Below are 23718 nucleotides of genomic sequence, written 5' to 3' on the forward strand. Positions count from 1 at the left end.
CGAATAGGTTCGTTTGTGAACATCAATGCCGACATACACTGTTTCACCGGTATATGATCTTCTTTGTGCGGTGGGTTTCATACAAGTCTTCCTCGCTTGTTGGGTTTGTATACTTCAAGCTTATGGGGTGTCTTGTCTCACCGCACTTTACTTTTTCATCATAGGGACAACCTACCCAGTCCTTAATATTTAATTAGTCCCACCTACTTAGCAGTGGAGTATCACCTATCAGATCAGCAGGTTGAACTGGTTTTGCCCATTGTTCCCAATGATTCAGATCATACCCAAAAGCAGCAACGCCTACTTTTGAGATTGTCTATTGAGGGCAATTTGTCCTGCAAATCGGCGCTGTTCACCTTCTCGTAAAGGATGATAACGAGCGGCTTGAGCATCGCGGAACAACTGTTCTAAACCCAACGAACGATAGAAAGCAGTGCCACCCGTCGCTTCCATTGCCAGATCAACAACGCTTAGCACAGCACGCGCTGCTAACGTGCGCCCGATCATGATTTGATTGGTGGTATCAAATCCAGGCTGACTGGTATTTGCCACTGTAATCATATGTTGCAATGCCAATCTCGAAGCCATAAGTTCATTCTCAATGCCACCGACCAGGTAGCAAATGTGGTCATTTTCCGGGCGTTGCTGAATCAATTGCACCGTTAAGTTTCGTGCGGCTTCTGCCACGCCCACATAGACGGAATAGATCAAGGGAAATGCCACCATGCTGATCGTGTGGAACAGAGGATGCCACTCACCCTGGGGTCGCCTCAGCGCGATGCCTGCATCAGGCACAAACACGCCTGCCAACAGAATGTTATGGGAACCGGTGCCCTGCATTCCCATTGCGTACCAAATGGGATCGATTTTGACTCCCTCAGCATGGACAGGAATGGCAAAATGCAAAACGGTAGCGCCAGCCTCTGGATCATCGTATACGGCACTGGTCATGAGCAAATCACCAGCGGGGGCACCGCTGGCAAAGACTTTACAGCCGTTAATCCGAAAACCCCCTTCCACACGAGTTGCCGTACCGGAACCTTGCAACCAATCCGAGCCACCACTGCTGAGCAGAATAATTTGTTCCATTGCCACTCGTCGCAGCAACCCCTCAACCGGAGCGTTTTGATGATGCCAACGCCAGACAGGGATCATCACTTGATGGGTATGCATGGCAAAGGCAAGTGCTGTTGAACTGCAATGATGGGCAAGCTCACGCAGGACTTCACACATCTCGACGTAGCTTGCGCCTCCACCGCCTAATTCGGTAGGCACGCCAGCCGCAACAAATCCATGCTGCCTCAAATCTGCAAAGTTTTCAGCTACAAAGCGATCGTTTTCGTTGGCATCGGTGCGACGTTCTGCAAATTGAGAACCTAAGTCTTTAGCACGTTCTATCCAGGTCTTAACAAATTGATGGGCTATGGGGGTTTGTAATTCCAACATGTGTCTTCTCCAGGTCAAGAGGAATTGATTTCTAAAGTGATTGATGATCAGTTTGATCGATTAAAAACAGAGCTTTGGGCGTGTTAATTCAATGTGCAATTCTTGAAATTTTGTACGGGTTTAGCGCTTGGCAAATCCATTTGGCAGAAAATCCCCAAGCGATCGCCCACGGTCTAAACCTCTATGCTCTAATCCGCATCAGGAGTGGCTTCCATAAAGTACCTGCCAATCGAGAGAAACTAGAGAAGAACAAGGATTTTCAACAATTGCACCACAGTGCTAAGGGAACGACTGCGATCGGGCGACGCTCAAAATGTCTGCCCCAAAACCGATCTAGAAAGGGTAAACGGAATATGTATACTTTTGTATGCAAGAGCCACACACGCTTAACTCTATACTTGACTATGAGGATGGGATGTGCAATGACTGAAACGCTAGAGTTTTTGACTGAAACGCCAAACCTATTAATGTGGCTGTGCTGGATGAACAGTTTTAGAATCGGTTTTCAGAATTCTTAAGAGCGCTATGGATGTTCTCTCTGATGTGCTTCGAGTCATTCGCCTTTCGGGTGGTGTCCGATTTCGTACCGAATACTCTGCCCCCTGGAGTATTGAAACGCCACCACCGCCTCAGTTGGCAGCACTGCTGCAAGCCGCCTCTCAGCGAATTGTTGCGTTTCACATCGTTGCTGAGGGTACCTGTTGGGTCGAAATGGAGGGATACTCTGAAGCCCAACCGCTTGCTAAGGACGATATCATTGTTTTTCCCTATGGCAGTTCTCATACGTTGAGCAACCAGCCCGGCAAACTGCCGATTCCAGTCGGAGATATTCTTCCTGATCAGCCCTGGACAGATATGCCAGTCTTGAAATATGGCGGAAATGGAGCGCTGACACAGCTTGTCTGTGGCTTTTTGCTGTGTGATGAACCGTTATTCAATCCATTCCTGCGAACCCTACCGCTCCTGATGCATATTTCAGTCTCCACAGAGCCAATTTCTCCGCTATTAGAAACGGGAGTTCGCTACATCATTCAAGAAACGCTCAGCGATCGCCCGGGCAGTAGTTGTCTGCTGGCACGGTTAACCGAGTTGATGTTTGTGGAAATTCTTCGCAACCACATGCAGCAGATGTCCGAACAGCCGCTTGGCTGGCTGGCTGCACTGAATGACTCAATTGTGGGTCAGGTACTGGATTTGCTCCATGCTCGCCCTGAGCATAACTGGACGGTGACAGAGTTGGCTGGGCAGGTAGGAGTTTCGCGATCGACGCTGGCGACTCGCTTTACTCAACTACTGGGCCAGCCACCCATGCAATATTTAACCCAGTGGCGGCTACAGCTAGCGGTGAACCTGCTAAGAAGTTCAGATGCAGCCATGGCAAAGATTGCAACCCAGGTGGGGTACGAGTCAGAAGCTGCATTTAACCGAGCATTCAAGCGGCATTTAGGCATGCCTCCTGCAACCTGGCGCGACAGCTTACGCTGACTGCCCCTACCAGACACCGACCACACATTTGAAACATCACTCCATTTTCATTTGTGTACACCACACCGATCCATTGTTTCGCATGAATCTAAAGGTGGCACCTGTGGGGCACTTGTCTGAAAACCGCTATTACTCGATGCCCAGGCATGTTATCACGTCCATTTTGTAGTTGCCAGTACAACAAATGGATGAAGTTAGTGGATATTATCCGTATGATCAAGTTGAAAGCTTGAATTACTCCAATTCGTTAGGTGTTACTGATTCGCAGTCTCAAGCTAAACCCCATCCAAGTTGAGAACTGGAGATTTTTCATCAGGAAAAACGACGAGTTTCTAAGTTGGTCAGGTTTACACTGCCACATTAATTAAAGGTTTCTATAGAAATTCGATTTGATCTCTGAACAAATTGGGAAGGGGGAACAAGTTTTCTCCTCCTAATTCAAGTCACATCGCCCTATAGAATGAAACCTTTAAATCTCAGATCTAAGGCTAAGTTTCTCGATTTTAGTAACACCTAATGTTTACTTCTAGAAAAATTAACCCGTTTTTTGAGCAACCTGCTCATTCTCACATTGGGTAGCCCTTTTTTTTAGGCTCTCAAGGCTATGCTGTGGAGCATTCTGCGCTTTCCAACATTGCCCAATTTTTTCTCGGCTTGGCTTTTGAGCCTGCTTTTGTATCTCTACTAGCTATTTCAAAGGTCTACTTTTAGTACTATCAAGCGATTAGCCTTTAAGGAATAAGTCATGAGTGGAAATGCAGCCCGGGTTCAAGCCATTCATCAGATCACCAATCGGGAATGTTTGCCCCCAAAAACTCCAGAACCCCTGGAAAAAATGTGGGCAGAGAATGTCTTCAACCTCAGCAAAATGCAGGCGAGTCTCCCCAAGACCGTCTTCAAATCGATCAAAAAAACGATTGTCACCGGTGAGAAGCTTGACCCCTCCGTTGCTGATGCTGTTGCGACCGCAATGAGAGACTGGGCAATGTCAAAAGGGGCACTTTACTATGCCCACGTGTTTTACCCCATGACAAACTTGACCGCCGAGAAACACGATGGTTTCATTTCCGTTCAGGGAGACGGCAACGTCATTTCAGAATTCTCTGGCAAAGTTCTCGTTCAAGGTGAGCCAGATGGGTCTTCGTTTCCCAACGGCGGCATTCGGGACACCTTTGAAGCACGGGGATATACCGGTTGGGATGTGACTAGCCCAGCCTACATTATGGAGACCGATAACGGTTCAACCTTGTGTATCCCGACGGTATTCGTATCCTGGACGGGGGAAGCCCTGGACAAAAAAGTCCCCCTCTTGCGATCGATCGCCGCGATGGACAAAGCGGCTCGCAAGGTTTTGACCCTGTTGGGCAATACAGAGGTTGCCCATGTGAACTCTAGCTGTGGGGCTGAGCAGGAATATTTCCTGGTTGATGCCAACTTTGCCAGCCAGCGCCCCGATCTGCTGCTGGCAGGGCGCACCTTGTTCGGTAAAGCCCCCGCTAAGGGGCAGGAATTTGACGATCACTACTTCGGTGCCATTCCAGAACGGGTGCAAGTCTTTATGCAAGACGTGGAAGAAACCCTCTATAAGCTGGGGATTCCTGCCAAGACCCGACATAATGAAGTGGCTCCGGGTCAGTTTGAAATTGCTCCCTACTTTGAAGCCGCGAATGTGGCAAGCGATCACCAGCAGTTGATCATGACCGTTCTAAAGCACACCGCTAAAAAGCATGGCTTCATGTGCCTGCTCCATGAAAAACCCTTTGCCGGAATTAACGGGTCTGGTAAACACGTCAACTGGTCTGTAGGGAATGCGACCCAAGGCAACCTGCTCGATCCCGGTGATTCCCCCCACGATAATGCTCAGTTTTTAGTGTTTTGCGGAGCCGTGATTCGAGGGGTGCATAAATATGGTTCGCTTATGCGTGCTGCCATTGCTACTGCCAGCAATGATCATCGGCTGGGTGCCAATGAAGCACCGCCTGCCATCATGTCGGTTTATTTAGGCTCGCAATTAGAAGAAGTCTTTGAGCAGATTAAAACCGGAACGGTGACAGAGTCTAAACAGAAAGGCGTGATGGATCTGGGTGTTGATGTATTGCCTTTTCTGACGAAAGATGCGGGCGATCGCAACCGCACCTCCCCCTTTGCATTTACAGGGAATCGGTTTGAATTTCGAGCCGTTGGATCAAACCAGTCTGTGTCTGGTCCGTTGATTGTGCTGAATACAATGCTGGCGGACTCTCTAGATTGGATCGGCAATCGTCTGGAAACTGAACTATCCAAAGGATTGGAACTCAGTACAGCGATCATCACGATCCTCAAAGAAGTCATGGAAGAACATGGGGTAGTCGTCTTTGGGGGCAATGGCTATTCGGAAGAATGGCACAAAATGGCAGTTGAAGAGCGCGGTTTAGCCAATTTGCGCACCACAGCGGATGCCTTGCCAACGCTCAAAGAGGAATATATCGAAGACCTGTTTGAAAAAACGGGAGTCCTGACCCCGGTTGAATTGGAAAGCCGCTTTGAAGTGTATGCAGAGCAATATATTCTTTCCATTGAAGTGGAAGCCAAGCTCGTGATTAGTATGGCAAAAACCATGATTTACCCGGCAGCCGTCGAGTATTTGTCAAAGTTGGCTTCTACGATTGCGAACTTGAGTAGCCTGGGTGTCAATTTTGAAACGGAGAGTGCTAAGAAAATCGCAGACCTGACGAACTCTATGGTCGCGGCGACGACTCAGCTTAGTACCGTCCTGGACAAGCATGACTTCTCAACGACTGAAGAAAAGATGCAGTATTGTGCAAAAACCATTCGTCCTTTGATGGATGAGGTTCGCAAGTATGCGGACGCACTTGAAAGCAACATAGCGGATAGTTTCTGGCCACTGCCAACCTATCAAGAAATGCTGTTCATCAAATAGCCAGAATTCCTTAGGATTATGGATTAAATAAGGTGTAATGGTAGGGGCGGGTTTTGGCAGGAGTTCAGCCTTTGGACTTCAAGCTTTGAGCTAAACCCGCCCGTACAAAAGATTTTGGTTTAATTCAATCCTCATTTCTTAGGACAACTGGATTCTGTAGCGTTGGAGGGTTTCACTGCCCCCAACGCTTTTTGTTCGCTTAGGATTGAGGATTAAATCACTTCCTTACTCATGCCCGTGTATATCGATGCTTTACACCGATTGGAAAGTATTCGAGATCGCCAGTTGGTTTGAGGGTAATTGTGGGAACCTGGTAGGGTTCGGGGACGTAGTTGGCAAATTCACTATTCAAGCGTTTCAAATGGTAAGTGATAGAGCGGGCGATCGCCGCTTGCTTCTGCCCATCTGCCTCAACGTCTGGTGCTAGTTCCACCACAATTGACAGGAACTGGTTGCGATCGCTGTCCTCCATCACTTGCATCACAAACTTGCCCGTCACCCACTCACAAATTGGCGATTGCTCCAGCCCCACCGTCACATTCTCTGGATAAACATTTGCGCCAAAGTAGGAAACGGTGAAGTGCGATCGCCCAAAGACGTAAACAAAGGGGAGCGATCGCACCCCATCTATCTCAGAATCGGTAGTTCGTAATCTCTCTATTGGGTCAAACCCCTGGTCTGACAGGAACTTTAGCATCTCGGTATAGGAAATGATGCCGCCCTGATCGGAAATGTGATAGCGCACCAGCGGAATTCCGTTATCGCCAGAGAATAGTAACGTGCCATCCTGTACTTCAAAAAAGCGGGAACTGGGGTCATACTGTACCAGGGTTGGCAGGCGCGACTCGCCAAACAGTTTGCGGGCAACGATTGGATGGTCTGCCAGCCAGCGACGGATACAAATACTGAGCGGAGTTTCATTGCCCAACACCCCGGCATCAGCGGTGCCATAGAGAGAGGCGGAATCATAACAGGGGTTGGTAGAGCCGATACGAGAACCAACCAGCGATCGCCACTCCTCACTGAACACCTCCCCCGCCATCACCAGTTTAATCCCGTAGTCCTGCCAGGGAATCCCTTGCGCAATGCCACTATCGATCACATCTTTGAGAAAGGGCGGATAACCCAGCAGTACTGTTTGTTCAAACAGGGGAGCCAGTGCCTCAACCACCCGTAAAATTTCAGTTTTCTGGTTGCCAGGTGTAATCACCGTAATCGGATAGCCCTTGCTGGCTAAATGGCGACAGCAGTTGGCTGTAAACATCCCCCCTACCCAGGTTCCCAGGGCAAAACACACCACTGCCAGAGTTCGCCGCTGATCTGCCCCAAAGCTATCATGAAACACCTGCTCAAACCGGGCGGCAATTTGAAATTCATCGGTTATCGAACGAAACCAGAAGGTCGGTTGCCCCGTAGAGCCAGAGGAAACCGCGATCATGTCACAGGTTTCCAGTTGACCAGAGCGACAAAGCTGTGTCAGCGAATAGCGCTGAAGATAGTTTTGCTTGGTGGTCAGTGGCAGGGTTTGAAAGTCTGCCAGAGTTTGCACAGAAGCCGGATCAATTCCCTGCTCGGTCAGGAAGGACTGGTAGGCAGGCACCTGGTCAACCACTCGCTGGAACAGTTCCAAAACCGTGGTTTCTGCACTACCAGGATGGTTGAGTAAGGCTTCCAGAGGGGTTTCTAGAAAGGTTTTGAGGGCAGTTAATGTTTGTTGGGGCGACTGGTTGGACATGGGTTTGTCTGGGTTTTGAATTATTTTAGGAGGGAATGGGGGGAGATACACCATCACGCCAACCAACCAAATCTTCAGGATGTTCCTTATGCCGTTTTCCGCTCCAACCAGTTCGACTGCCTGGGTGCCCCAGTTAACTGAAGATGGCTCCTATACTTTTTTTTCGGAGGAGTTTGGCGAGTCGTTCCATAGTCGTTATGGGGCAAGGGAGGAAGCTTTTCTCAAGTTTGCCAAAGCAACGGATCTGGTGTCGCGATCGGAGCAAAGCAATCTGCGTCTGCTGGATGTCTGCTATGGGCTGGGATACAATACGGCGGCGGCTCTGGAAAGCATCTGGGCAGTCAATCCAGAGTGCCGGGTGGAGGTGTATGGGCTGGAACTGGATCAGTCTGTGCCCAAGGCAGCGATCGCCCCTCCCCTCGTCAATGCCTGGTCGCCCCAAATTCAGGAGATTTTACAGAACCTTGCCATTGAACACACCTGTGCAACGCCCTATCTAAACGCCAGATTGTTAATTGGGGATGCCCGTCAGATGATTCAGGTGCTTTGCCAGCAGCGATTTCAGGCAGATTCCATTTTCTTTGACCCTTTTTCGCCTCGTCGTTGCCCTCAGCTTTGGACGGTGGAATTTTTAGCTCAGGTCGCCCGCTGTCTGGCACCGACTGGCAAGCTGGCAACCTATTCGCGATCGGCGGCGGCGCGATCGGCAATGGTTGAAGCGGGGCTATCCATTGGCACCATTCCCTTCGGGGATACCCATCTTCCCCATGAATGGTCTCAGGGAACGGTTGCCGCTTCAAATGCTTTACTCCTCCATCCCCTTAGCCAAATGGAGCAAGAACACCTCCAGACTCGTGCCGCCGTTCCCTACCGAGACCCCACCCTGGCTGATTCAGCGACCGCTATTCTTGAGCGCCACTGGCAGGAACAGCAACACTCCCCTCTGGAATCAACCTCTAGCTGGCGGCGGCGCTGGGGAATTCGGTGAGAAAGAAGTGGTGCTGAATAGCAGTATGAATTGAAATTTGGTTCCAATTTATACAACTCTCAACTCACCCCCAAAATCAGCAACGCATGAGGAAGGAAGATGGTTTGGTACGTTACGCTGGCACTAATAAACCTGGTCAGTGTTGCTAAGGAATTTCAATGCATCCAATCTAAATTCATCCCTGCAATCAGCCATGTCCTGACTGGGTTCGCAAGTTTTGCGATCGCCCATGCCCTATAACCCGTCTTTCAACGATGAATGTAGTTCGCAGTTCAATACTGGTTACGATACTTCTCTGCTTAAGCTTGGGCGCTAAACCCCCAAGAGTTCGCGCCCAGGAAAATGCGGCTTCTGCTTGCCCCCAACCTGTGCTTTCTCGCCTGGTGCGCCACCGGATTGCGGCGGGCGAAACCCTCCAGAGTATTGCCCAGAAGTATAACCTGATCCCGGCAACATTGATGGGGCTAAACCCAGCATTGCGCAGTGGCAAAGCTCCAGTCGGTGCCGAAATTCTGGTGCCGCCGTACAATGGCATCCGGGTAGAACTCAAGTCCAACCAGAGTTGGCGAGAGGTTGCCAGACAATATGGGGTGCGCCCCGATGCGCTGTTTGAAGTGAATGGTTGCCAGCCTGCCCCTAAAGTCGTTTTTGTACCGGGGGTAAACTGGTCGCCCATCGCTGGTCAAAGTTCGTCGGTACAATCGACTCGAATTTTGTCTGGCTATCCTTTACCGGCTCAGCCCGCTCAGTCGGCAATCCTGCTCAGCTACGGCTGGGGTGTACAGCCAACCACGGGCGAAATTGGGTTTCATAGTGGTGTCGATTTAGTGGCTCCAGTTGGCACCAATGTTCTGGCAGTAGGGGATGGCACCGTTGCTTTTGCCGGAAACCAGGGAGCCTCTGGGCAACTAATTGTGATCAACCATCAGGAGGGTTTGCAGACCCGTTTTGCCCAGCTTGGCAGCATCCGGGTCAAGGTTGGACAGGGGGTGAAGCGGGGACAGGTGATTGGCACGACTGGCAGCAGTGGTCGGCCCAGTTTTGCCCAGCCCCATCTACACTTTGAGGTCCGATCGCGATCGTCTCTGGGATGGGTTGCCGAGAATCCGGAGACCTATTTGTTGCAGAGGGTGCAAAGACCGAATCAGGCCAAGCAGTAGGTGGTAGGAGTTTCGAGTTTTACAGCCGTTGATACTTTTCAACCATCCTCTAACGGTATTAACCTCTTATACCAATTCTCTTTGAAGCTGCACAGAGGAAAGCCTGATAGACAAGGGGCTTAAGCCCCTTGTTCAGTGCAAACTCATATTGAACTGGTATTACTTGTCATTTCTTAGAGATAAAGTGCACCCAAAAGCTGCCGTCAGGAATGCAAATATTTCTGATCATGTTGTACGAGTAATTCACATACTTACCACTCAGATCCGTGCGGTAGCCTCTGGAAGTCCATTCACCATAGGGATCGTGAACTAGAAAGCCCTTTTCGTCAAAGCCAGCAAGCACCACGATATGACCAAAAGAGGTGAAGTATCCGTGGATTACAATCGGTTTGCCATCAGCCAACCAACCTTGCACTTGCTCAATGGTGGCATTGCTCCGAAAGTCATCCCGACAACCGTAATCTTCCACAATAATTGCCAGGTCATGGGGATCGTGCCGACTTAAACCTCGGTTGATGGCATATCGATAGAGTTCGTCCTCAAATTGACCAGAGTTTACCTTACGCTTCGCCCCTAAGAACTCCAGACACATTGCAAGGGAGGTGACATTACAGGAGCCTGAGGGATTTTCCTCGTTATCTAGCTGGGTTTTGTAGGGAATTGCCAGTTTTACAGTTCTAGGCTTGGGTTTAGGAAATACAACCACATCATCTTTGATAATCTGAATGTGCCCAGCGAAGGCATACCAGGTGTTAAACCCCTTAAAGGAATCTTTGGCAAGCGCAATTCTGACGTGATCTCGCTCAATTGTGAAGGAGTGAACCTCTAGCTGTTTGTCTAGCTCAAGGGGCTGTTTCTCTTCTTCCAGCAATTGGGATGACTGAATGGGCTTTCTTTTAAGGGTAGTAGGGTTGAGAATTTTGAGAACGATTGGCATAGTTGCATCCTATGACTTCCAGTGTTTTCTTAAGGATTGACAAGCGTTGTTATAGCGTTTCCTTTCTGAGTGAGGTCATCTCATCTGTTTGACTCAAGGGTTTTACAGCTATCCATGTACCTCACTGGATTCAAAAACTCTATATCAGGATTCCCTGCAATCAGGGGTAGGCAACAGATGATCATACCTACTTTGCTTGTCCGATCACTGCTGTCGTCATCTCGACTTCTAAGAGGTACTAAGTAGGTGGGACTAACGAAATATAAGACCTGTATGAAACCCATACAGGTTGGGTTGAGGCACCTAGCTTGCTTTCCCGTCAGCAACCGCATAGGTTATAGCATTGCTCCAGTGTGCCATGCCGGAGGCTCTACCCATCCTACATTTCTACATCTGATTCCATCTGCCTGCTTATAGAGTTTCTAGCTTTTACAAACGCACCTGGAAAATTAGGATGAGAACCCGCTGTGATATCTAAGTTGTGATTATTCTAGCCAGAAAAAAAGCTGAGATAGAAGTTGTTCAACAATTGATACATAGGATTAAGTGCTTCTGGGATAGCTATTCACTAGCTTTTCAGCAGGTTTCTAAAGCTCATTCTGGTTGCCTGTTACATTCTGGGCGATCGCGTCGATAATGTCTGATGGTTAGTCTGAAACGCTGGAAATTCTTCATGAGACGAATGAAGTTGTTTTTTTATGGTCGTTTGGTTGCTGTTGCCCTGGCAGCCAGTTTAGTGGGGCTGGAATTTAAAGCGATGCCGGTTCAGGCACAGACTCCGCCCTACTGCCAGCAGTCACCGGAGGCGATCGCCCAGAAGGAAAAACTGCGTAAGGCAGCCCTCAAAGGGGATAAAAAGGCACAAAAAGCCTATGCCAGCTTGATTGCTAAACACGCTGAAGGTTTGCGCAAATGCCGTGAAAAAGCCTGGACACAAAATCAGGGGCTTTGGATTCGGCTTTACCCCTGTGATGCTAAGTCAGGATCGCTGGAAGCCGTTCTCGACCAAATTGTGAATCGTGGTTATACCGAGATCTACGTTGAAGCGTTTTATAACGGGCGGGTGTTATTGCCGGTCACAGACAATCCCACTCCCTGGCTCCCAGTGATGGCAGGAAGCGGGCAAGACAAAGTGGATCTGTTGGCACAGGCAATTCAAAAAGGTCGCCAGCGGGGGCTGAAGGTGCACGCCTGGTTGTTCAGTATGAACTTTGGGGCAAACTACGTGCGGCGTCCAGACAAGCAGCAGGCGATCGCCCGCAATGGATTGGGGCAAACTAGCTTGAACGCCAGTACGGTCGCAGGACTCAGCACTGACCTGGGCTTAGGCAATCCAGAGGAAGCTTTCATTGATCCCTATAGCCCCCAGGCACGGCAAGACTATGCCCAGATGGTCAGAGCCATTGCCCGTCGCAAGCCGGATGGCATTCTGCTTGACTACATTCGCTATCCCCGGGGACTTGGTCCGGCTTCGGTTGCCGCCAAGGTGCAGGATCTGTGGATCTATGGGGATTCGTCTTGGAAAACTCTGCTGCAACGGGCGCTTAACTATAAAGGCATGGAATTGATTCACCGCTATCTCAAAAAGGGGTATATCAAAGGCGATGACTTGAAAGAAGTTAATGCGCTCTACCCGACTGAGAAAGAACCAGCCTGGCAGGGGTTGAATGGCGATCGCGTCAAAGCCAATCTTTCCCTTACTAATCAGGTGTCGGCTCTACAATCTGAACTGTGGAATTTAACGGTTGCCCACGCTTACCAGGGGGTGATTGACTTTCTGCTGGCAGCCGCGGCACCGGCACAGGAACAACGCATTCCCGTTGGGGTCGTTTTCTTCCCGGATGGCAACGCCACGGTTGGCAAAAGTGGGTTTGACTCCCGCATGCAGCCCTGGGATCGCTTTCCTGGTAGCCTGGAATGGCATCCGATGGCTTATGCCGTTTGTGGCAATACAAGCTGTATTGTGTCCCAGGTGCAACGGGTTCTAAATTGGGCTGCTTCTAATACCCAGGTTAAGCCCATACTGGCAGGTATTTGGCAGGAGTCCGTCAGCAACCGCCCCCCCCTGGAACAGCAGATGCAGGCAATTTACCGAGTTGCGCCTAATCTTAAGTCCATCAGTCACTTTGCCTACTCGTGGCAGGAACCGGCAAGCGATCGTGATCGTAAATTTTGCCGCCCCTGAGATGACCAGCAGAATGGCTGACCGGGATTTCAATCATAAACTCTGCCCCTAAACCCGGTTCTGAGTAAAACTTGAGCCGCCCGTGATGCTGATTGACAATGGTTTGGTAGCTGACAGTGAGACCTAATCCCGTTCCCTGTCCAACCTCTTTGGTTGAAAAGAATGGGTCAAAAATCTTGGGTTGAACCTCATGGGGAATGCCAGGACCATTGTCAGTAATGACGATGCGGACCATTTCTTCCTGCCCTGGGGGCGCAGGGATACAGTCGGTGCAAACGGCGATCGCTTTGTTGCGCCCATGCCAATCTTTTAGAGCATCGACGGCATTCATCAGAAGATTCATGAATACTTGGTTCAGGTCACCCGGATAGCACTCGACTGGCGGCAATTCACCATACTCCCGAATAATTTGAATGCTGTCTTGATGGCAAGTCTGCAAAACCAGCAGGGTGCTTTCGATGCCGTCATGAATATCGACGACCTTGCGATGAGATTCATCCAGACGAGAAAAGTTGCGGAGAGACAGCACAATCTGCCGGATGCGATCGGCTCCAGAGCGCATTGACGTGAGAATTTGGGGCAGATCTGCCACCAGAAAATCTAGCTCCAGATCATCCACCATCTTTTGTAATTCGGCATCTGGCAGGGGATTGCGAGCTTGATAAGCGTTGAGTAAACAAATCAGATCCTTAACGTATGCCTCAATGTAAGGAACATTGCCATAGATAAAGTTGATCGGGTTGTTGATTTCGTGTGCCACCCCAGCCACCATACGCCCCAGACTCGACATCTTTTCACTTTGAATTAGTTGAGCCTGGGTCAGGCGCAGTTCATCCAGGGTCTTAGCCAAATGGTTTGCCTGGGCTGCGCTGTCTGCTGCCTGCTGCTGCGTCTGGGCATAGAGATACGCCTGTTGAATTGAGATTGCCAGTTGATCGGCAACTGCCTGAGCCAGCTTTTGATCATTTCTGGACCAATAACGCAGTTCAGAGCACTGGTTCAGGTAGAGAATCGCGTACAGGTTCTCCTTCGTTTGCACGGGTACCACCAGGGAAGATTTGATCTGCGCCTGCTGATACTCCAGATTACTGGGTCCAATCCGCTCGTCTTGAGCGACATCGGTAATCACAACCCGCCGCCGATTTTCGATCACCCATCGTGTAATCGGTCCATGCGTATCAAATGTATCAATCGTCGCTGGAAACGGAGGACGGCAGACTTCATAGAGATGCTGGTAGCGCGTCTTTGCAGGACAGGCAGATTCATGGTTAGAAGCTTCAGAACTCTCTAAATCTAAAGGTTCAGTCATTTCTTCAACCAGATGAACCAGACAGCGATCAACCTGTAGAGCCTCTAACAGTTGGGCGATCGCCCCCTGCAAAATCTTTTCTAACTCAAAGCTCTGGCGAGTTTGAGCCGTGATTTGATTCACCAAACGCTCTCGCTGTGCCTGTTTCTGGGTCTGCTCATAAAGTTGCGCCTGTCCAATCGCGACTTCAAGCTGATGAGCAATGGATTGAATCAAATCAATCTCCCGGTCAGACCAGCGATGGGGCTGTTCAAAGAAGCAGCCAATAAACCCAATCGAGTTTTCCTGAATTCTGACCGGAACCAGTAGATTGGCAGTGCCACCCATCCAACCTAAATCTGACTCAGCAGGATTATGCTGGGATGGCTTATCCCAGCGCAGCCATTGGAAAAATGGGAAGTGGGCAGTTCCCCCCGTGTTACCTGAGATTTCTCCACGGGCGATCGCCGTCGCTGCCGCCCCAAACATTTCCAGCGGGTAGTACCCCAGCCTGGGATGTTTTTTGGGCGATTCCGACGGGTGCAAATCAGACGGGTGCAAATTAACTTGATGGGAATCAGACTGCTGCGAATCAGACAACGGAAGCGTATTTTCACAGACAACCTGAACCCGTTGGGTGTCATGGAAATACCAGAAAAATACACACCGATCAAGATCCAGGATACTGGCAACTTCATCAACTGCCGTTTGCAAGACAACCCTCAGTTCAAGGGAGTTGCGGACCCGGTCAACAATTTTTTGAAGAAGAAAATTTTGTTTTTCCGAGTCGGGGAGCCAGCGGAGTGAGCGGCTACTCAAATGGCGAGATTTTGAAAAGACTGGAAACAACGATCGCAAGAAAGGCAGCATGAAATCCAGAGTGATGTAGCCCTCTAAACACTTTAGAGAAGAGCGGTTGAACTTGGAACCTGCAACTGCACTGGGAGATGCCCCGTCATGCTTTAGTAGAATATCGTAAAAAAGTTTAATTGCTGATGTTGTATCGGGATAGACGGATGATTTTAGATGTGAATTTTCTATAAAACTCGCTGCCTACCGGATCCCTCAAAATGACCAGATCAAATCCTCTCTCCAACCGTTTTTATCTAAAATCCCTATCCCTCACCCTGGGTCTGCTCTTGATGGGCACGGAAGCGGGACGAGCGTTACCTCCTCCAGAGGATATTCCAGAAGAGGTGTTACGGGCAGAAATCATTACCGGGGCGAGATCGCCCATTGACGGCAAACCCCTCACAGCCGCAGAATATGCCCAGCTTCGAGCAGAACTGGCGACAGCCCCGCCAGAGGAAATTCAGCTTTCTCCCATCATTACCAGAAACATCAGATTGCTACGCCTGCGTAGATTTATTAGAACTTTTTTTCCGTTCATCCCCATCAAGTGATTTTGCGCATTGCCGACTTTGATCACAGAAACAGGGATCACAGAAACAGGGGCTTGCTGCTGGCATCTTTGTTACAAGCGATCCGGCTTTTCAGTAAAAGGTAATTTTGTAGCAAGGTACACATTTCTTTTCACGTTGACGGGGATCAGCCTGCCTCAAACCTCTAATTAATCGGGCACGATAGAGAAAGATAATTCAATCGCTTCTGTCAAAGTCATTCGGGTTGTTTAAGTAAGGATTTATACCGGATTGCAATTTGGCTGTTAGTGATTATCCCACTAACGGCTGGAAGCCATTCTTTGACACCAGCGACTTACTGAGAGGTACGGAGTATGGCAGGTTCTTTATTGTCTGATGCTGGTCAACGGTTGGAGCAGGCGTTGAAATACACCACGATTTCAGAGGATGCGATCGAAACCCTGAAATTTCCCCAGACCAGTCTGACAGTTTCAATCCCAGTTCGGATGGATGACGGCTCTCTGAAGGTGTTCCAGGGCTATCGGGTGCGCTATGACGACACCAGAGGACCCGGTAAGGGTGGTGTTCGTTACCATCCCAATGTCACTCTGGATGAGGTTCAGTCGCTGGCATTTTGGATGACGTTTAAGTGTGCCGCCCTGAGTCTGCCTTTTGGAGGTGCCAAGGGTGGTATCACTGTGAACCCGAAGGAGCTTTCCCGGATGGAGTTGGAGCGGTTAAGCCGGGGCTATATTGACGCGATCGCTGACTTCATTGGACCAGATGTTGACATTCTGGCACCCGATGTTTATACCAATGCAATGGTCATGGGCTGGATGATGGATCAGTACAGCATCATCAAACGCCAAATTAGCCCTGCTGTGGTAACGGGTAAGCCAATCAGTATGGGTGGAAGTCTGGGGCGCGAGTCTGCCACTGCAATGGGGGCGTTCTTTGTAATTCAGTCGATGCTGCCCAAGTTTGATCAGCCCCCAGAAAACACTACGGTTGCCATCCAGGGGTTTGGAAATGCGGGTGCGATTTTGGCAGAACTGCTGTTTAGAGCAGGCTTCAAAGTGGTAGCAGTGAGCGATTCCCAGGGCGGTATTTACTCAAAAGGGGGATTGGATATTCCCAGCATCCGTCATTTCAAGGAGTCTAGCCGCCGCATTCAGGCAATGTACTGTATAGATACCGTCTGCCATACAACGGCTGAAGAAGTGCTGACCAACGAGGATCTGCTGACCCTGGATGTGGATGTGCTGGTACCGGCTGCTTTAGAAAATCAAATTACGGAAGCCAATGCTGCCAACATCCGGGCAAAGATGATCTTTGAGGTCGCCAATGGTCCCATTACGTCAGCCGCCGACCAAATTTTGGAAGAGAAAGGAGTTTATGTCTTTCCCGATATCCTGGTCAACGCAGGCGGGGTTACAGTCAGCTACTTTGAATGGGTGCAAAACCGGAGCGGTTTGTACTGGAGTTTAGAGGAAGTCGATCAACATCTGAAACAACGAATCGTGCAGGAGGCAGAGCAGATCTGGGCGATCGCCCGTGATCTTGCGATTCCCATGCGTACCGCTGCCTACGTCCATGCCCTCTGCCGTTTAGGGGATGCCATCAGCGCCAAAGGAACGAGGGACTATTACTTGAATGGAAGGTAGAGGTGAAGAGTAGGGGAGGAGGGGTTGTTAGTTGTTAGTTGTTAGTTGTTAGTTGTTAGTTGTTAGTTGTTAGTTGTTAGTTGTTGTTTGTTAGAGGGGCAGAGCCGCCAGACCTCGGAGGTTTTCAAAACCTCCGAGGTCTAAACCCGCCGAGTTGCATGTCTCCAACTCTCAACTTTTAACTCTCAACTCCTCACTCTCCCCCAATTTGCCGAAAGGTTAGATTAATCCTGGGTTCTACAGTTCGACTGGTTTTGGGAACTTGATGTTGCCAAAAGTGCTGGGTTGGTCCCTGCATGAGTAAGAAACTGCCGTGGGTCAGATCGATCGCGGCTTTCAGATGTTTTTGCTGCCGATGGCGAAGCATAAATCGGCGGGTTGCCCCAAAACTAACGGAGCCAATCACAGGGTTTGGTCCCAACTCTGGCTCGTCGTCACTGTGCCAGGATATGCTGTCCCTACCAGTACGGTACAAATTTAATAAAACGCTATTAAACCTCATCTGAAAACTTTCTGAACTAAGTGCTGGGTTTTGCTCACCAGTGCTTTTTGGATAGGGTTTAAAGGAGGTGCGGGCGATCGCTTCAATTCGCGATTTAATGTGGAGCAGTGGGCAAATCCACGGTTCTGGTTGCATGGTGATGTGAGAGTAAGTATAGGACTTACCCGTATCCCCATACCAGGCAGTCAGGCGCGGCAGAAGTACCGATCGATTGAACAGAATCGTAGTTTCTTGTCTCCATGCAATCCCCTGCTGCAATGCGTCAAATAACTGGCAGCTTTCCTGAAAGGAAAAGGCATGGGGATACAAAATCACCTCCGCATCAGGCAGTTCCAACACCTGACCCGGTTCAGATTGGGCTGCCTCAAACTTCCCTGCATCGGACGGTTCCCATAAAGGCAATTGATAATCCATCGGGTCTGGGATTCCTTTCCTGTGAGCGGTAACCTGATATCTGAACAGCATCTTCTTCTGTCACAGTAGTCATTAAAGTTGGGACAAATTAGAACACGCAAAACTTTATCCCATCGTCCTTCATTCCCTGACACCTAACACCTGCCCTAACCCTATTTTTAATGATCAAAGCGACACCAAACCAGGGAACTACCATTGCTGCCATTGCCACTGCCATCGTTCCCCAACAGGGTAGTGTGGGAATTGTGCGGGTTTCGGGGGCAGAGGCATTGGCGATCGCCCACCAACTTTTCTATGCCCCTGGTCAGCAGGTGTGGGAAAGCCATCGTATCCTCTACGGTTACATTCGCCATCCTGAAACCCAGGCATCCATTGATGAGGCTCTATTGCTGATCATGGCAGCTCCCCGTTCTTACACCCGTGAGGATGTGGTGGAATTTCACTGTCATGGTGGAATCATCGTTGTGCAACAGGTTTTGCAGCTTTGCCTGGAGCAGGGAGCCAGACTGGCACAACCGGGTGAATTCACGTTAAGGGCATTCTTAAATGGACGGCTAGACTTAACCCAGGCAGAGAGCATTTCCGATCTGGTTGGTGCGCGATCGCCTCAAGCAGCCCAATTTGCCCTGGCTGGACTTCAGGGAAAACTTGCCCACCCAATTCGTCTGCTCCGTGCCACTTGCCTGGATATTCTGGCAGAAGTGGAAGCCAGAATTGACTTTGAAGAGGATTTACCCCCGCTCAACGAAGACACGATCAAAGCACGGATTGATCAAGTTCTGTTAGAGGTCGAGCAAATATTAGCAACCGCCGATCGGGGAGAGTTACTACGAGTCGGGCTGAAGGTTGCCATTGTTGGTCGTCCGAATGTCGGCAAGTCCAGTTTATTGAACGCCTGGAGCCGCAGCGATCGCGCGATTGTCACCGACCTTCCTGGCACCACCCGTGATGTTGTGGAATCCCAGCTAGTGGTGGGAGGAATTCCCATTCAAGTGCTGGATACTGCCGGAATTCGGGAAACGGTGGATCAGGTGGAGAAAATTGGCGTAGAGCGATCGCGCACCGCTGCCCAAAACGCCGACCTGGTACTCCTGACCATCGATGCCACGACAGGCTGGACTAACGGCGATCAAGCAATCTACGACCAGGTTAAACACCGCCCCTTAATCCTGGTCATCAACAAAATTGATCTACCGGAACAGCCGTCCAATCATGCACTTTATCCCCCTCTCTCTTCTTCCCCACCTTCGCCTCTAACAACGAACAACCAACAACGAACAACCCCTTCCTCCCCTCTCCTAACCGTCAAAACTGCCGCTGCTTTAAACCAGGGAATAGACACTTTGGAACAGGCAATTCTAAAAACGGTTCAAGCCGGGAACCTGCAAGCAGCCAACCTCGATTGGGCGATTAACCAGCGGCAAGCAGAAGCACTGACTCGCACTAAAACTTCCCTCCAACAGGTTCAAAGCACCATTGCCGACCAACTCCCACTGGACTTCTGGACAATTGACTTGCGAACTGCCATTCAAGCCCTGGGCGAAATTCTGGGTGAGGATGTGACCGAATCCGTTCTGGACAAAATCTTCAGCCGCTTTTGCATTGGAAAATAATTTACGCTCGAAATAAGATTGCTTAGACCTCCGAAGTTTTGAAACCTCGGAGGTCTGGGAGGCTTTGAGCCTGGGTCAACAGGGTGTTTTGTATTTACAAATCTGCTAAATCCTTAACCTTTCAAAATTGTCTAACACCCGGACCCCTCCCCTCTCCTTCAAATCAAATCGGCATAACCAACGGCTGCACCTCTACAGCCATTGAGTATCCAGACTCAGACACTAGCACCTCTCCCCATCCCCTGTAAGATAAAGAATGCAGTTGGGTTGGTGAGAGCCATGCGGATTTTAATCATGGGGGGAACCCGGTTCATTGGGGTTTACCTGACCAGAATTCTGGTTGAGCAGGGTCATGAGGTGGTGCTGTTTAATCGGGGTAACAAACCGGCTCCTGAGGAAGGGGTGCAGCAGATTCATGGCGATCGCACCAATCCTGCCGAACTGAAACAAAAGCTGACTGGCGAATCCTTTGATGCCATTTTCGACAATAACGGACGAGAACTGAGTGACACCCAACCCCTGGTAGAAATCTTCAAAGATCGGGTACAACACTTTGTTTACATGAGTTCGGCAGGGGTTTACCTCAAATCAGACCAGATGCCCCACATAGAAGGCGACCCGGTTGATCCCAAGAGCCGCCACAAAGGCAAGCATGAGACGGAAACTTACCTGGCACAGCAGGGTCTACCTTTCACCTCCATTCGTCCCACCTACATCTATGGTCCCCAGAACTATAACGATCTGGAAGCCTGGTTCTTTGACCGGATTGTGCGCGATCGCCCCATCCCCATTCCGGGTCATGGGCAGCACTTCACCCAGTTCGGGCATGTCAAAGATTTGGCACAAGCAATGGCTCAGGTCTTGGGCAACTCCCAAGCCATCGGGCAAATTTATAACATTTCTGGAGAACGTTACGTCACTTTTGACGGCTTGGCACGGGCATGTGCGATCGCTGCTGGCAAATCCCCCGATGCCCTGCAACTGGTTCACTACGACCCCAAGCAGTTTGACTTCGGTAAGCGCAAAGCCTTCCCCCTTCGTCCTCAGCACTTCTTCGCCTCAATCCAGAAAGCAATCACAGACCTTAACTGGAATCCAGACTATGACTTAATCTCCGGGCTAAAAGACTCTTTCCAAGCCGATTATCTGGCTTCCACCAGGGACAAAACCGAAATTGATTTTTCAGTAGACAACGAGATTTTGGCAACTGGGTAAAGTCACCCTAACCCCTGCCCTAACCCCTAACCCCTGACCAAATCATGTCCAATTCATTCTCCAAAACCGTCACTCTCCACTAGACTTTTGACAGACCACTAAAACTGAGTGATTTACTGTGGGGACAATTGGGAGTTTTGCGATCGGTATTGTGATTGCAGTCGTGCTGATCTTGGCACTGCTGCTGGTCGTACTGGAAATTCAGTACCGTCGTCGCCCTGGCAATAAGCTGGAACTGACAGCGGGTAACTGGCAACTGGAAGTCTACGAGCCTCGACGCTATTTATTGAATGGAGACCTGGAGTTTCGTAACCTTACCCGTCGGCTTGAGGTGATGGTGCCGGAAGTCAGTGTTGAGGTTAAGCTACTCTCTTCTGGTAGCCTGGAGGGTGTCACAACCTCAACCCAGATCATTCCTAAATATCAGGATGCCAAACCCAGGCAGGATGGTTACTGGGGGGCACATATCGTCAAGATTGGGAAGGTTGACCCGATTGAGATTGCCGTTGAAATTGAGGGCCCGAATCTGAGCCAGTTACGGGTTGCCTGGATCCAGATTCATTACATAACTTACGGTCCTCAAGGGCGGATTCCCAAAGTCCGCCATGTGATTGTGCCGTTGGTGTTTCCCGACCCAAAGGATTCAAAAAACTGGCGACCGGCGACCAATGCCGATGTACTGCCCATCCGCACCCATCTGCTCACCCATCTGGATAGCACCGTTGAAGTCGTGCGGCGCTACGTGTTGCCCCATGCCCAACCGGGAGATGTGGTCGCCATTGGGGAAACCCCAGTTGCCATTATGCAGGGGCGGTTTCACCATCCCACCGATGTTAAGCCCGGATGGGTTGCCAAACGTCTGTGTTACCTGTTCCTGCCCACTTCCAGTCTGGCAACAGCCTGCGGCATGCAATCTTTAGTTGATGTGGTAGGACCTGGGCGGGTATTGGTGGCGTTTTTGCTGGGCGCGATCGCCAAAGTGTTTGGAAAACCCGGCGTCTTTTATCAACTGGCTGGAGAACAGGCACGGCTGATTGATGATGTCACCGGCACCCTCCCCCCCTACGACCAATTCATTGTGCTGGGACCAAAAAATCCCCAACAGGTGGTAGACCAGATCCAGGCAGAAACGGGACTGGCGGCGGCGATCGTAGATGTCAACGATTTGAAAGCCGTCAAAATTCTGGCCGCGTCCAGTGATGTCACAGTCCCTTTCCTCAAGCAAGCCTTGATTCGAAATCCTGCTGGTAATGCTGACGAACAAACCCCCATCGTTTTGATTCGCCCAGTGGTTCCTAAGTCCGGCTAATCTTGCAAAAATCTATATCTATCAGTCGGAGATAGGGTTTATCGGGCAAACCGATTAAAATAGAAGATAAATTGCTAAATTTATTCATCGCTCGGCTAGATAGCTGCATTGATAAAATGACTCAAACTTCCCCAAAAACTGTACAAACAACCATTCTTCGTCCCGTTCAGTATCGGGATCTGGAGGCAGTTGAGCGCCTCTACTCAGAGGGGATTGAGGCAGATATTATCGACTGCTCCATTGATGCCGACAGACCCCTGAGATACTTTCATTTACGCTCCTGGTATGGGCTACAGCGGATCCTGGCGTTGCTATTGAATCCACTGCAATACATGTTTTGCGCCTATGCGCCCGCCCAGGACAATAAGATTTTGGGTGTGATTCGGGTATCTCCTTTCAACCGCTCCCGTAGTACCTGGCGGGTGGATCGAGTTGCCGTTGATAGCACGCCCGTGGCAACTGTGGCAGACTCTGAAACCGTCTCGTCAGAAGCAGAAGCGGTTGTAGAAAAGTCATCGGCGACTCCGCGCCTCTACTTTTCGGAAATTGGCTCTCAGCTAGTGCGTCATTGTTTGCATACGATTTGGGAAGCCCGCACCTGGTTGTTAGAAGTAAATGTCAATGACAAAGATTCCCTTGCCCTTTATCGGGAAAATGGGTTTCAACCTCTGGCACAAATGACCTACTGGGAAATCACACCGGAATCACTCAGGGAAGTCGCTGAACGAGAGCCTGATTTGCCAAACTTGTTACCTGTTAGCAATGCGGATGCTCAGTTGCTCTACCAGCTAGATACGGCTTCGATGCCACCCCTGTTACGGCAAGTATTTGACCGTCATATTTTGGATTTCAAAACTAGCCTGCTCCGCTCTCTGATGGATGGACTGAAACACTGGTTGAGTCATACTGAGGCAGTCAGCGGTTACGTGTTTGAGTCTCAGCGAAAAGCTGCCATTGGCTACTTTCAGGTACGTCTCTGCCGTGATGGCTCTAAACCTCACCATGCCCATCTGACAGTTCACCCTGCTTACACTTGGCTCTACCCTGAACTGCTGGCTCAGATGGCGCGGATTACTCAAGAGCTTCCAGCCCAGTCCCTTCACCTTGCCTCCTCTGACTATCAGCCAGAGCGGGAAGAGTGCCTGACACGTCTGGGAGCCAAGCGAATTGCCCATACGCTGATGATGTCGCGTTCTGTTTGGCATAAGGTGAAGGAAACGAAGCCAACTGCCCTGGAGAGTTTACAACTGACCGAGGTTTTACAAGGGCTTAAGCCTGCTCGTAAGCCCGTTCCTAGTCGAATCACGTTGTTGCGCTCCATGAACCAAGCCGCTCAGGTTGATGGAGAGGTTGAAACGCCATCCCAGCCGTATCCTAATAATTCCAAGCCAGCCTCCAATCCTGGTCAGGCTTCCAAACGTCTCCTGAACCTGCCAGTCTCCACTGAGTTTTCTGACCCACCCCAGGAAGGACCCTGCTGCTAAATGGATGCAGGC

17 protein-coding genes are annotated in these 23718 nt (G+C 50.0%); 12 read left to right on the top strand and 5 right to left on the bottom strand.

Annotated features, from left to right (window positions below):
• Positions 1–300: 300 nt before the first annotated feature.
• Entirely contained in the window at positions 301–1446 is a 1146-nt protein-coding gene (locus tag AC1S52_RS17800; protein WP_482027634.1) for an acyl-CoA dehydrogenase family protein, read from the bottom strand.
• 525 nt (positions 1447–1971) lie between these two features.
• On the opposite strand from AC1S52_RS17800, the gene AC1S52_RS17805 reads away from it, so the two are divergent.
• Together AC1S52_RS17805 and AC1S52_RS17810 are read left to right on the top strand one after the other, a co-directional pair.
• Complete coding sequence (locus AC1S52_RS17805) at positions 1972–2931, top strand: AraC family transcriptional regulator (protein ID WP_482027635.1); 960 nt, start codon at positions 1972–1974, stop codon at positions 2929–2931.
• 745 nt (positions 2932–3676) lie between these two features.
• Positions 3677–5851, top strand: coding sequence for a glutamine synthetase III family protein (locus tag AC1S52_RS17810; RefSeq protein WP_482030386.1), 2175 nt, complete (start codon positions 3677–3679; stop codon positions 5849–5851).
• A 229-nt stretch (positions 5852–6080) separates the two neighbouring features.
• Here AC1S52_RS17810 and AC1S52_RS17815 read toward each other — a convergent pair whose 3' ends face one another.
• Positions 6081–7586 (bottom strand): phenylacetate--CoA ligase family protein, encoded by a 1506-nt coding sequence (locus tag AC1S52_RS17815; RefSeq protein WP_482030387.1) that lies wholly within the window; start codon positions 7584–7586, stop codon positions 6081–6083.
• Between the two features lie 88 nt (positions 7587–7674).
• Here AC1S52_RS17815 and AC1S52_RS17820 point away from each other — a divergent pair, with 88 nt between their 5' ends.
• The 3 genes from AC1S52_RS17820 to AC1S52_RS17830 all read left to right on the top strand — a co-directional run bounded on the left by AC1S52_RS17820 (position 7675) and on the right by AC1S52_RS17830 (position 9734).
• Positions 7675–8574 carry a tRNA (5-methylaminomethyl-2-thiouridine)(34)-methyltransferase MnmD gene (locus AC1S52_RS17820; protein WP_482030388.1) on the top strand — a complete coding sequence of 300 codons (900 nt, stop codon included), beginning with the start codon at positions 7675–7677 and terminating at the stop codon, positions 8572–8574.
• 99 nt (positions 8575–8673) lie between these two features.
• Positions 8674–8814 carry a hypothetical protein gene (locus AC1S52_RS17825; RefSeq protein WP_482030389.1) on the top strand — a complete coding sequence of 47 codons (141 nt, stop codon included), beginning with the start codon at positions 8674–8676 and terminating at the stop codon, positions 8812–8814.
• Between the two features lie 65 nt (positions 8815–8879).
• Positions 8880–9734, top strand: coding sequence for a LysM peptidoglycan-binding domain-containing M23 family metallopeptidase (locus tag AC1S52_RS17830; protein ID WP_482030390.1), 855 nt, complete (start codon positions 8880–8882; stop codon positions 9732–9734).
• A 166-nt stretch (positions 9735–9900) separates the two neighbouring features.
• Here AC1S52_RS17830 and AC1S52_RS17835 read toward each other — a convergent pair whose 3' ends face one another.
• Positions 9901–10671 carry a C39 family peptidase gene (locus AC1S52_RS17835; RefSeq protein ID WP_482030391.1) on the bottom strand — a complete coding sequence of 257 codons (771 nt, stop codon included), beginning with the start codon at positions 10669–10671 and terminating at the stop codon, positions 9901–9903.
• Positions 10672–11353: 682 nt separating this feature from the next.
• On the opposite strand from AC1S52_RS17835, the gene AC1S52_RS17840 reads away from it, so the two are divergent.
• The gene (locus tag AC1S52_RS17840; RefSeq protein ID WP_482030392.1) at positions 11354–12856 is read left to right on the top strand and encodes a glycoside hydrolase family protein; all 1503 of its coding nucleotides are present in this window, start codon (positions 11354–11356) and stop codon (positions 12854–12856) included.
• Here the strand turns inward: AC1S52_RS17840 and AC1S52_RS17845 are convergent.
• Positions 12789–15014, bottom strand: coding sequence for a GAF domain-containing sensor histidine kinase (locus tag AC1S52_RS17845; RefSeq protein WP_482030393.1), 2226 nt, complete (start codon positions 15012–15014; stop codon positions 12789–12791). The genes AC1S52_RS17840 and AC1S52_RS17845 overlap by 68 nt on opposite strands.
• Positions 15015–15214: 200 nt before the next feature.
• On the opposite strand from AC1S52_RS17845, the gene AC1S52_RS17850 reads away from it, so the two are divergent.
• Together AC1S52_RS17850 and AC1S52_RS17855 are read left to right on the top strand one after the other, a co-directional pair.
• Positions 15215–15547: a hypothetical protein gene (locus AC1S52_RS17850; RefSeq protein WP_482030394.1), complete on the top strand. Its 333-nt coding sequence runs from the start codon at positions 15215–15217 to the stop codon at positions 15545–15547.
• Between the two features lie 332 nt (positions 15548–15879).
• Positions 15880–17169, top strand: coding sequence for a Glu/Leu/Phe/Val family dehydrogenase (locus AC1S52_RS17855; RefSeq protein ID WP_482030395.1), 1290 nt, complete (start codon positions 15880–15882; stop codon positions 17167–17169).
• Between the two features lie 193 nt (positions 17170–17362).
• On the opposite strand, the gene AC1S52_RS17860 is transcribed toward AC1S52_RS17855, so the two are convergent.
• The gene (locus tag AC1S52_RS17860; RefSeq protein WP_482030396.1) at positions 17363–18085 is read right to left on the bottom strand and encodes an alpha-ketoglutarate-dependent dioxygenase AlkB family protein; all 723 of its coding nucleotides are present in this window, start codon (positions 18083–18085) and stop codon (positions 17363–17365) included.
• A 161-nt stretch (positions 18086–18246) separates the two neighbouring features.
• On the opposite strand from AC1S52_RS17860, the gene mnmE reads away from it, so the two are divergent.
• From mnmE to AC1S52_RS17880, 4 genes are all read left to right on the top strand, one after another.
• Positions 18247–19698, top strand: coding sequence for a tRNA uridine-5-carboxymethylaminomethyl(34) synthesis GTPase MnmE (mnmE, locus tag AC1S52_RS17865; protein WP_482030397.1), 1452 nt, complete (start codon positions 18247–18249; stop codon positions 19696–19698).
• Between the two features lie 279 nt (positions 19699–19977).
• Positions 19978–20913: an NAD-dependent epimerase/dehydratase family protein gene (locus tag AC1S52_RS17870; protein ID WP_482030398.1), complete on the top strand. Its 936-nt coding sequence runs from the start codon at positions 19978–19980 to the stop codon at positions 20911–20913.
• Between the two features lie 118 nt (positions 20914–21031).
• Entirely contained in the window at positions 21032–22222 is a 1191-nt protein-coding gene (locus AC1S52_RS17875; protein ID WP_482030399.1) for a F420-0:Gamma-glutamyl ligase, read from the top strand.
• Positions 22223–22338: 116 nt separating this feature from the next.
• Positions 22339–23706, top strand: a complete 1368-nt coding sequence (locus AC1S52_RS17880; protein WP_482030400.1) for an N-acetyltransferase — start codon at positions 22339–22341, stop codon at positions 23704–23706.
• Positions 23707–23718: the final 12 nt, after the last annotated feature.

This window comes from Kovacikia sp. CALU 1929 (assembly GCF_056784235.1).

Excerpts from the sequence above, each read along its gene's own strand:
- AC1S52_RS17800 (WP_482027634.1), bottom strand. The coding sequence starts at position 1,446 with ATGTTGGAATTACAAACCCCCATAGCCCATCAATTTGTTAAGACCTGG.
- AC1S52_RS17805 (WP_482027635.1), top strand. The coding sequence starts at position 1,972 with ATGGATGTTCTCTCTGATGTGCTTCGAGTCATTCGCCTTTCGGGTGGT.
- AC1S52_RS17810 (WP_482030386.1), top strand. The coding sequence starts at position 3,677 with ATGAGTGGAAATGCAGCCCGGGTTCAAGCCATTCATCAGATCACCAAT.
- AC1S52_RS17815 (WP_482030387.1), bottom strand. The coding sequence starts at position 7,586 with ATGTCCAACCAGTCGCCCCAACAAACATTAACTGCCCTCAAAACCTTT.
- AC1S52_RS17820 (WP_482030388.1), top strand. The coding sequence starts at position 7,675 with ATGCCGTTTTCCGCTCCAACCAGTTCGACTGCCTGGGTGCCCCAGTTA.
- AC1S52_RS17825 (WP_482030389.1), top strand. The coding sequence starts at position 8,674 with ATGGTTTGGTACGTTACGCTGGCACTAATAAACCTGGTCAGTGTTGCT.
- AC1S52_RS17835 (WP_482030391.1), bottom strand. The coding sequence starts at position 10,671 with ATGCCAATCGTTCTCAAAATTCTCAACCCTACTACCCTTAAAAGAAAG.
- AC1S52_RS17840 (WP_482030392.1), top strand. The coding sequence starts at position 11,354 with ATGAAGTTGTTTTTTTATGGTCGTTTGGTTGCTGTTGCCCTGGCAGCC.
- AC1S52_RS17845 (WP_482030393.1), bottom strand. The coding sequence starts at position 15,014 with ATGCTGCCTTTCTTGCGATCGTTGTTTCCAGTCTTTTCAAAATCTCGC.
- AC1S52_RS17850 (WP_482030394.1), top strand. The coding sequence starts at position 15,215 with ATGACCAGATCAAATCCTCTCTCCAACCGTTTTTATCTAAAATCCCTA.
- AC1S52_RS17855 (WP_482030395.1), top strand. The coding sequence starts at position 15,880 with ATGGCAGGTTCTTTATTGTCTGATGCTGGTCAACGGTTGGAGCAGGCG.
- AC1S52_RS17860 (WP_482030396.1), bottom strand. The coding sequence starts at position 18,085 with ATGGATTATCAATTGCCTTTATGGGAACCGTCCGATGCAGGGAAGTTT.
- mnmE (WP_482030397.1), top strand. The coding sequence starts at position 18,247 with ATGATCAAAGCGACACCAAACCAGGGAACTACCATTGCTGCCATTGCC.
- AC1S52_RS17870 (WP_482030398.1), top strand. The coding sequence starts at position 19,978 with ATGCGGATTTTAATCATGGGGGGAACCCGGTTCATTGGGGTTTACCTG.
- AC1S52_RS17880 (WP_482030400.1), top strand. The coding sequence starts at position 22,339 with ATGACTCAAACTTCCCCAAAAACTGTACAAACAACCATTCTTCGTCCC.